Annotated in this window: 6 protein-coding genes and 1 tRNA gene; 2 read left to right on the forward strand and 5 right to left on the reverse strand. The window is 73.4% G+C overall.

Annotation, left to right across the window (positions count from 1 at the left end):
- Positions 1–1,762 (reverse strand): putative bifunctional diguanylate cyclase/phosphodiesterase (locus E0D90_RS21575; protein ID WP_227870387.1); only part of this gene is annotated, 1,762 nt, incomplete at its 3' end.
- 586 nt (positions 1,763–2,348) lie between these two features.
- Here E0D90_RS21575 and E0D90_RS21580 point away from each other — a divergent pair.
- Positions 2,349–3,512 (forward strand): M6 family metalloprotease domain-containing protein, encoded by a 1,164-nt coding sequence (locus E0D90_RS21580; protein ID WP_130799721.1) that lies wholly within the window; start codon positions 2,349–2,351, stop codon positions 3,510–3,512.
- 93 nt (positions 3,513–3,605) lie between these two features.
- Here E0D90_RS21580 and E0D90_RS21585 read toward each other — a convergent pair.
- The 3 genes from E0D90_RS21585 to E0D90_RS21595 form a co-directional block, all read right to left on the reverse strand.
- A tRNA-Lys gene (locus E0D90_RS21585) sits at positions 3,606–3,679 on the reverse strand.
- Between the two features lie 164 nt (positions 3,680–3,843).
- Positions 3,844–4,209, reverse strand: coding sequence for a DUF8844 domain-containing protein (locus tag E0D90_RS21590; protein WP_103501620.1), 366 nt, complete (start codon positions 4,207–4,209; stop codon positions 3,844–3,846).
- Positions 4,209–5,117, reverse strand: a complete 909-nt coding sequence (locus E0D90_RS21595; protein WP_130799722.1) for a phosphatase PAP2 family protein — start codon at positions 5,115–5,117, stop codon at positions 4,209–4,211. The genes E0D90_RS21590 and E0D90_RS21595 overlap by 1 nt, the downstream gene beginning before the upstream one ends.
- A 182-nt stretch (positions 5,118–5,299) precedes the next feature.
- Between E0D90_RS21595 and E0D90_RS21600 the strand changes: the two genes are divergently transcribed.
- Positions 5,300–5,896 carry a histidine phosphatase family protein gene (locus E0D90_RS21600; RefSeq protein WP_130799723.1) on the forward strand — a complete coding sequence of 199 codons (597 nt, stop codon included), beginning with the start codon at positions 5,300–5,302 and terminating at the stop codon, positions 5,894–5,896.
- A 57-nt stretch (positions 5,897–5,953) separates the two neighbouring features.
- Here the strand turns inward: E0D90_RS21600 and E0D90_RS21605 are convergent.
- The coding region (locus E0D90_RS21605) for an NsdA family TPR-like regulatory protein (protein ID WP_227870388.1) at positions 5,954–7,100 on the reverse strand (1,147 nt) is incomplete at its 5' end.

Genomic DNA, 7,100 nt, shown 5'->3' on the forward strand with positions numbered 1-7,100 from the left:
GGTCGCCGCTCAGGAGGCCGGAGATGCGGTCGGGGGCGAGCGGGCGGGCGTAGTGCCATCCCTGGCCGGTGTCGCAGCCGATCCGCCGCAGCCGCTCGGCCTGCGACTGCCCCTCCACGCACTCGGCGGTGACGGTCAGCCCGAGCTTGTGGGCGAGCTGGACCAGTGAGGAGACGATGGTCTCGTCCGCCGGGTTGAGGTGCCGGGCGGTCCGGAAGCCGCGCACGAAGGTGCCGTCGAGCTTCAGCGCGCGGACGGGCAGCCGACTGAGGTACGCCAGGTTGGAGTAGCCGGTCCCGAAGTCGTCGATGGCGATGCGCACGCCCATGTCCGAGAGGTCCTGGAGCGCCTGGAGGGGCTGGCCGGCGGAGCCCATCACGGCCGACTCCGTCAGTTCGAGTTGCAGCAGTTCGGCCGGCAGCCCGGTCTCCGCCAGGACGCGGGCGACGTCCCGGACCAGGTCGGAGTCCCAGACCTGCCGGACGGCGACGTTGACGCTGACGAACAGCGGGGGGCCGTCGTGCTCCAGCTGCCAGCGTCGGGCCTGGCGGCACGCCTCGGTGAGGACCCAGCGGCCCAGCGGGACGATGGCGCCGTTGTCCTCGGCGAGCGGGATGAAGCGGTCCGGGGAGAGCCGTCCCAGCTCCGGGTGCATCCAGCGGACCAGGGCCTCTACCCCCCGCAGCCGGTCGTCGGCCAGGCCGACGATGGGCTGGTACTCGACCAGGAACTCGCCGCGCTCGACGGCCGGGCGGAGCCGGGCCGACAGCGACTGCCGGGTCATGCGGTGGGCGTTGCGCTCGGGGTCGAAGAGGGTCCAGCGCGCCTTGCCGTCGTCCTTCGCCCAGTAGAGCGTGGTGTCGGCGGCCTGCATCAGGCCGGTGGGGGAGGTCTCGGAGCAGCGCCGTTCCACCACGCCGATGCTGGCGGAGACGGCGAGCCGGTGTCCGTCGATGTCGAACGGCCGCTGGAGCGCGGCGAGAACGGCGTCGGCGAGATCGGTCGCCTGCTCGGTGCCGGTGGAGTCCTCCAGGAGCAGGGCGAACTCGTCGCCGCCGAGCCGTGCGACCAGGTGCCCGCCGGTTCCGCCGTCGGTGGCGCAGTGGGTGAGGCGCCGGGCGACGGCGTCGAGCAGCCGGTCGCCGACGCGGTGGCCGAGGGTGTCGTTGATGGCCTGGAAGCCGTCGAGATCGAGGTAGCACAGGCCGATGCGGCCGGTGGTCGAGTCGGCGAGGGCGGCGGCGACCCGTTCGAAGAACAGGGCGCGGTTGGGGAGCCTGGTCACCGGGTCGTGCATCCGGAGGTGGCGCAACTGCTCCTGCAGGCTGCGGCGTTCGGTGATGTCGTGGACGGTGAGCAGGGTGGTGGGCGTGGCCGCCTCCCCGGCCGGTGCGGGCGGCTCGGCGTCGGCCGTGGCGCTGAGAGGGGTCAGGGTGACCTCGGTCCACAGGGGGTTGCCGTCGCCCTGTTTGACGCGGTGGATATGACGGGTGGGCCCCGTCCTGCCGCGGAGCGCGGCGCGGTAGTCGTCGCGGGCACGTCCGTCCAGGCGCAGTACGGAGGGGGAGTCGGCGGCCCGGCCGGTCAGCGTGGCCGGGTCGGTGCCGAGGAGGCGCCCGAGGGCGTGGTTGGCCGCCACGACGCGCCCGGACCGGTCCAGCAGTGCCATGGGCAGCGGCGAGGAGTCGAAAGCCGCCGCGCGGGCACGCGGATGGTCGCGGAGCGTGAGGTAATCCGGGGTGGCGGTCTGGGGTCCGTTCACCGGTTGCTCCCGGAGGGGATGGTTCGCAGGCGGATGGTGGAGCGGGAGACTCCGCGTCGAGCGGGGGTGGAGTTCCGCGCTGGAAATGTGCCGATCATAGAGGCCATGCGGCGCCGGAGCCAGCGCCGCCGGGGGCGTCCCGGGGAGTGGATTCCCGTTCTCCTACAGGCTTTCGAGTCGGTGAGCGATCTCGTCCGCTGCTGATCCTTTGTGATCGTCCCGATGTGGGGAACTGGCCACATATTAGCGATCGGGAACTTTCCGCCGATGGCGCCCCGCATGAACGCGGTGCGCTCCCGGCGCGCGTCTCTCCGTGTGCGCCCCTTGAATTCATCGCCCGCCCGGCGCGACCCAGTGGGTACGGAGAGTTGTCACCCGAGTGCGCGCCCCCTGTAACGGTCCGCACCGCATCGGAGTATCAAAACGGGTCGAAGCCGTCAGAACGCAACAAAGTGGTGATGTTGTTGCGAGGGTCTGACGGGAGGACGTCGTGGGCCATTCCCCGAAACCCGGGACCGCCGCCGGGGCCCGGCCTGGGGCGCCGCTCCACCGCAGTGGGGGCGCGGCGCTCGCCGTGCTGTGCGTCATGACCGTCACCAGCATGATGAGCGGCCCCGGTGAGGGCACCCTGGCTGACGAGCCGTGCGGGCTGCCGCGCCACCCCGTCCACCACTCGCTCGGCACCGACACCTGGAACGAGCAGTACTCGCGGCCCGAGGGCGCCCTCGACGCGGTCATGCTCTTCCTCTCCTTCCCCGACGCCGCACCGCGCTCGGCGCCCGCCGAGATCGCCGCCGACTACTTCCCCGCTACCACCGACTTCTTCCTGCGCGCCTCCTACGGCGCGTTCCGGCTGGACGCCGACATCGGTAAGCGGTGGGTCGAGATGCCGCGGCCGTCGTCGGCGTACGGCATCCAGCGCGACTGGGCGCCCGACATGCGGGCCGCCTACCTCCAGGACGCGCTGGCGGCCCTCGAACCCGAGGTGGAGTTCGGTGCGTACGACATCGTCTACCTGGTGGCCGACCCCGACGCGCCGGGAGTCGACTCCGACGCCACCAAGGTCGTCAACTTCCAGCAGCCGCTGAAGGTCGGCGACGCCGAGGTGCGCCGCGTCGTCACCCTCTTCGAGGGCCGCCCGCCCGACCGCAACGTGCTCGCCCACGAGACCGGCCACGTCTTCGACCTGCCCGACCTCTACAACCGGCCCGACTCCGGCCACGGCGACTGGGACACCCATGTCGGCGACTGGGATGTGATGGGCAGCCAGTTCGGCCTGGCGCCCGAGCCGTTCGGCTGGCACAAGTGGAAGCTCGGCTGGCTCGACTCCGCCCACGTCTCCTGCGTGCGTGCCGGCGGCACCAGCCTGCACACCATCCAGCCGCTCGGCGCCCCGCTCGATCCCGGCGGCGCCCGGGGCGACACCCGTATGGTCGTGGTGCGCACCGCCTCCGACGAGGCCCTGGTGCTGGAGGCCCGCACCCCGGTCGGCAACGACGTGCACGCCTGTACCCAGGGGGTGCTGCTCTACCGGGTCCGGGCCGACATCGCCTCCGCCCAGGGGCCGGTCGAGGTGCTCGACGGACACCCCGACACCGGCGCCTGCCACGGGCGGTCGGTGCAGCCCGAACTCGCCGACGCTCCGCTCGGCGCGGGGGAGAGCTACTGGCTGGCCGACGAGGGCATCAGGGTCGAGGTCGGTGACCGCACGGCGGCCGGCGGCTGGCAGGTCAAGGTCATCCGCGAGTGAGGGTCGCCGCCCCCAGCCGCGCGAGGTGGACACCTCATCCACCGCGCACGAAGAAGGCCCTCCCGCCGTGGCGGAAGGGCCTTCTGCTGTCGGTGCGCCGCCAGGGACTCGAACCCCGGACCCGCTGATTAAGAGTCAGCTGCTCTAACCAACTGAGCTAGCGGCGCCTGCTGACGTCGAAGACTTTAGCACCACACCCCGGGCGGGGAAAAATCCGGTGCGAGGCCACCCGGTCGTGGGCCGATCCCGGGCCCCGCCCCTGGTCGGAGCCCCGACGGAGCCCGGCCCCGTCGACGCGGCCGAGTCCCGCGCCGGCCGAGTCCCGCGCCGGTCAGTCCGCGGCGGGGCGGGTCTCCAGCTCCCGGCCGAACTCGATCATCCGGCGCGCGTAGTCCTCGGTCCACCCGGCGCGCTCCCCGATGTCCTCCGCCGTCAGCCGGTCGAACCGTCGCGGGTCCGCCAGCTGCGCCGCCGCCATCGCCTGGAACTCCACGGCCCGGTCGGCGGCCGTACGGAAGGCCTCCGCCAGCTCGGTGGCGCGCCCCAGCAGCTCGCGCGGGTCGCTGATGGTCTCCAGCGAGAAGAAGTGCTCCTCCTCCTGCTGCGCCGCGGGCGGCTCGGTGAACAGGGTGGCGGGCCTGCGGAAGCGGGGGGTGCCGCCGCCTGGGGCCGGTGGGTTGTGGCCGCCCTGGGACATCAGCTCGCTCCGCCTCCTGCGCTCGGTGGGCCGCCCGGCGCGACGGACACCCGTTCCCGCTCCCGGTCGCCGGTGCCCTCCCGCGCGTGGGCGCTTGTCGGGTACGCCGCTCCATTGTGCCCCTCGGCGGCCGAGTCCGGTACGGCCTGCCGGGGGAGGATCGCCGCCGCCCGGGGACGCACCCGGTCGGCGAGCCGCAGCGCCGGTCCGGTGAGCAGCAGGCCCAGGCCCATCACCAGCACGCCGCCCAGCACGTCGAGCAGATAGTGGTTGGCCGTTCCCATCACGACCACCGTCGTCAGCAGCGGGTACCCCACCGCGGCGATCCGTACCGGGACGGACCGGCGGCCGAACCACCACAGCACCACGCCGCACCACAGCGCCCAGCCGACGTGCAGGCTCGGCATGGCGGCGTACTGGTTGGTCATGTCGCCCAGCCCGCTCGGGGCGCTCGCCGCGTCCGACCACCAGCCGTAGCCGCTGTACTGCGCCAGGCTGTCGACGAAGCCGTGGCCGGCGTCCAGCAGTCGGGGCGGTGCGGTCGGCAGCAGGGTGAAGCCGACGAGGCCGAGCAGGGTGGAGAGCATCAGCCAGGTGCGCATCGCGCGGTAGCGGACGGGGCGGCTGCGGAACAGCCACACGAGGATCGCCGGGGTCACCACGTAGTGCAGCGAGGCGTAGACGAAGGAGGCCGGGACACCGAGCGCCGCGTGCTCGGTGAAGAGGCGGTTGAGCGGCTCCTCGGCGTTGAGGAAGAACGTTCTCTCCAGCCGGAGTATCGCCAGCCCGTTGTCGAGCGCGGTGTCCACGTCGCCGCGCGCCAGGAGTCTGGCGCAGGAGTAGGCGACGTAGACGACGAGTATCAGTGGAAGCTCGGTCCACCATCGGCGAGGCCGGACGTCGGGCATGCGGGGAACTCCAGGTGAACGGAAAGCTGCGGCTCGGTCAACCTCAGGCCGGAAGTGGTCACCCTACGGAACCGGCCACCCTGCCGACTGCCCAGGTCCGGGGCGGTCAGGCGGAACGAATCGCTCCGCTGCGCGATGATGGAGACAGCGACCGACGACCCCGGCGGAGAATGAGGAACGACATGGCAGCGCGGGTACTGCTGGTACGACACGGTCAGACGGCCTGGTCGGTTTCCGGGCAGCACACCGGCAGGACGGACGTACCGCTGCTGGCGGAGGGGCGGGACGCGGCGAAGCTGGTCGGTGAACGGCTGCACCGGACCCCCTGGGACGGTCTGCCCGGCACCCGGGTCCGCTCCAGCCCGCTCTCCCGGGCCATGGAGACGGCCGAACTGGCCGGCTTCGGCGAGCGCGCCGAGCCCTGGGACCTGCTCCAGGAATGGGACTACGGCGCGGAGGAGGGGCTCACCCCGGACGAGATCCGGGAGCGGCGCGGCCAGGACTGGCTGATCTGGCGCGACGGCGTCACCGACGGGGAGACCCTCCAGCAGCTCTCGGACCGCGCCGACCAGGTCGTCGAGTGGCTGCGGGACGCCGAGGAGGACGTGCTGCTCTTCGCGCACGGGCACATCTTCCGCTCCGTCGCCGCCCGCTGGCTGGGGATGCCGGTGGGGTTCGCCGCCCATCTGCGGCTGCTGCCCGCCTCGCTGTGCGAGCTGGGGTGGGCCTACGGTGAGCCGGCCGTCATGCGGTGGAACGACACCGGCCACCTGGAGTGAGCCGGGCGTGCGGGCCCGCCGCGCGTCGGCGGTCCCGCACGTGCGGTGGGCGGGTGCTCAGCGCGCCGCCGCCGTCCGGGAGAGGAAGGCACCGACCTCCGGTTCCGTGCGGTAGGGCGACAGCCGCTCGGCCGTGTCGCGCAGCATCCCGGTGATCCGGGAGGAGCGCACACCGCCGAGCAGGTCCAGTGAGCGCAGCGCCGTCGCGGCCGCCTCCTCGGGGCGGCCGCACCCGGCCAGGTCGCCGGCGAGTTCCGCGCTGAACAGGGCCGTGTTGCGGACGAAGTGCGGCGCCTGGAGCTCGACGGCGAGGCGGGCGCACTCCGCGGCCCGCGGGTAGTCGCCCAGGGCGGACCAGCACTGCGCCTCCAGGCCGGCCAGCTCGGCCTCGCTGAAGAACGTCATCCACTCCGGGTCGTCGGGGTGCTCGCCGCGCTCGAAGTGTTCGCGGCAGTGGCCCAGCGCCTCCAGGCACGCCGCGCGGTCGCCGAGCCCGGCCCAGCCGCCGGCCTCCCGCATCGCCAGCAGGGAGCGGAGCCGGTGCGAGGGGTGCCGCCGCGCGGCCTGGCGTCCCGCCTGTGCGGCCCGGACCGACTCGCGCGGTCGGCCGGCGTCGCGCGCCAGGAAGGCGCTGTTGCAGAAGGCGTGCGCCTCCAGCGCGGCGTCGTTGCTCATGCGGGCCGTGGCCAGCGCCTCGGCGTAGTGCGAGCGTGCCTCTCCGAAGCGGCCGGAGTCGTGGGCCAGCCAGCCGACGGACAGGGCGAGTTCACCGGCTCCCGCGTGCAGGCGGTCGCTGACCTCCTGGCGTCCGGCGCCGATGTCGAGGAGCGCGTGCGCGGAGTTCAGCGACTCGCCCGCGCGGCGGTAGAGGCCGTCGGCGCCGTGCTGGTCGTCGAGCAGCCGGATGGTGCGGACGGTGTCCTCCAGCGCCTCGGCCTCACGTTCGCCGACCCGGGCGGACGGGACGGCGGCCGCCTGGGCGGGCACCCCCGGCATGGTGAGTGCGGCCAAGGCGGCGGGGCCGCCGGTCATGAACGCGCGACGCAGCACGTCGCTCTCCTCTGGCTCTGGACGGTGCGGTGAGTCGTGGCGGCGCGCCCCGGGAGTGCCCCCCGGTACGTGGTCGCAGCTCCCGTCGCCGGGGCCGGGTGCGCCGTCCGGGGTGCGGTCGGTCGCTCGGTGCGCGGCGGGGTCGGGGCAGGGC

It is taken from the genome of Streptomyces otsuchiensis (assembly GCF_004305975.1).
Taxonomy (GTDB): domain Bacteria; phylum Actinomycetota; class Actinomycetes; order Streptomycetales; family Streptomycetaceae; genus Streptomyces; species Streptomyces otsuchiensis.

Excerpts from the sequence above, each read along its gene's own strand:
- E0D90_RS21600 (WP_130799723.1), top strand. The coding sequence starts at position 5,300 with ATGGCAGCGCGGGTACTGCTGGTACGACACGGTCAGACGGCCTGGTCG.
- E0D90_RS21595 (WP_130799722.1), bottom strand. The coding sequence starts at position 5,117 with ATGCCCGACGTCCGGCCTCGCCGATGGTGGACCGAGCTTCCACTGATA.
- E0D90_RS21590 (WP_103501620.1), bottom strand. The coding sequence starts at position 4,209 with ATGTCCCAGGGCGGCCACAACCCACCGGCCCCAGGCGGCGGCACCCCC.
- E0D90_RS21580 (WP_130799721.1), top strand. The coding sequence starts at position 2,349 with ATGACCGTCACCAGCATGATGAGCGGCCCCGGTGAGGGCACCCTGGCT.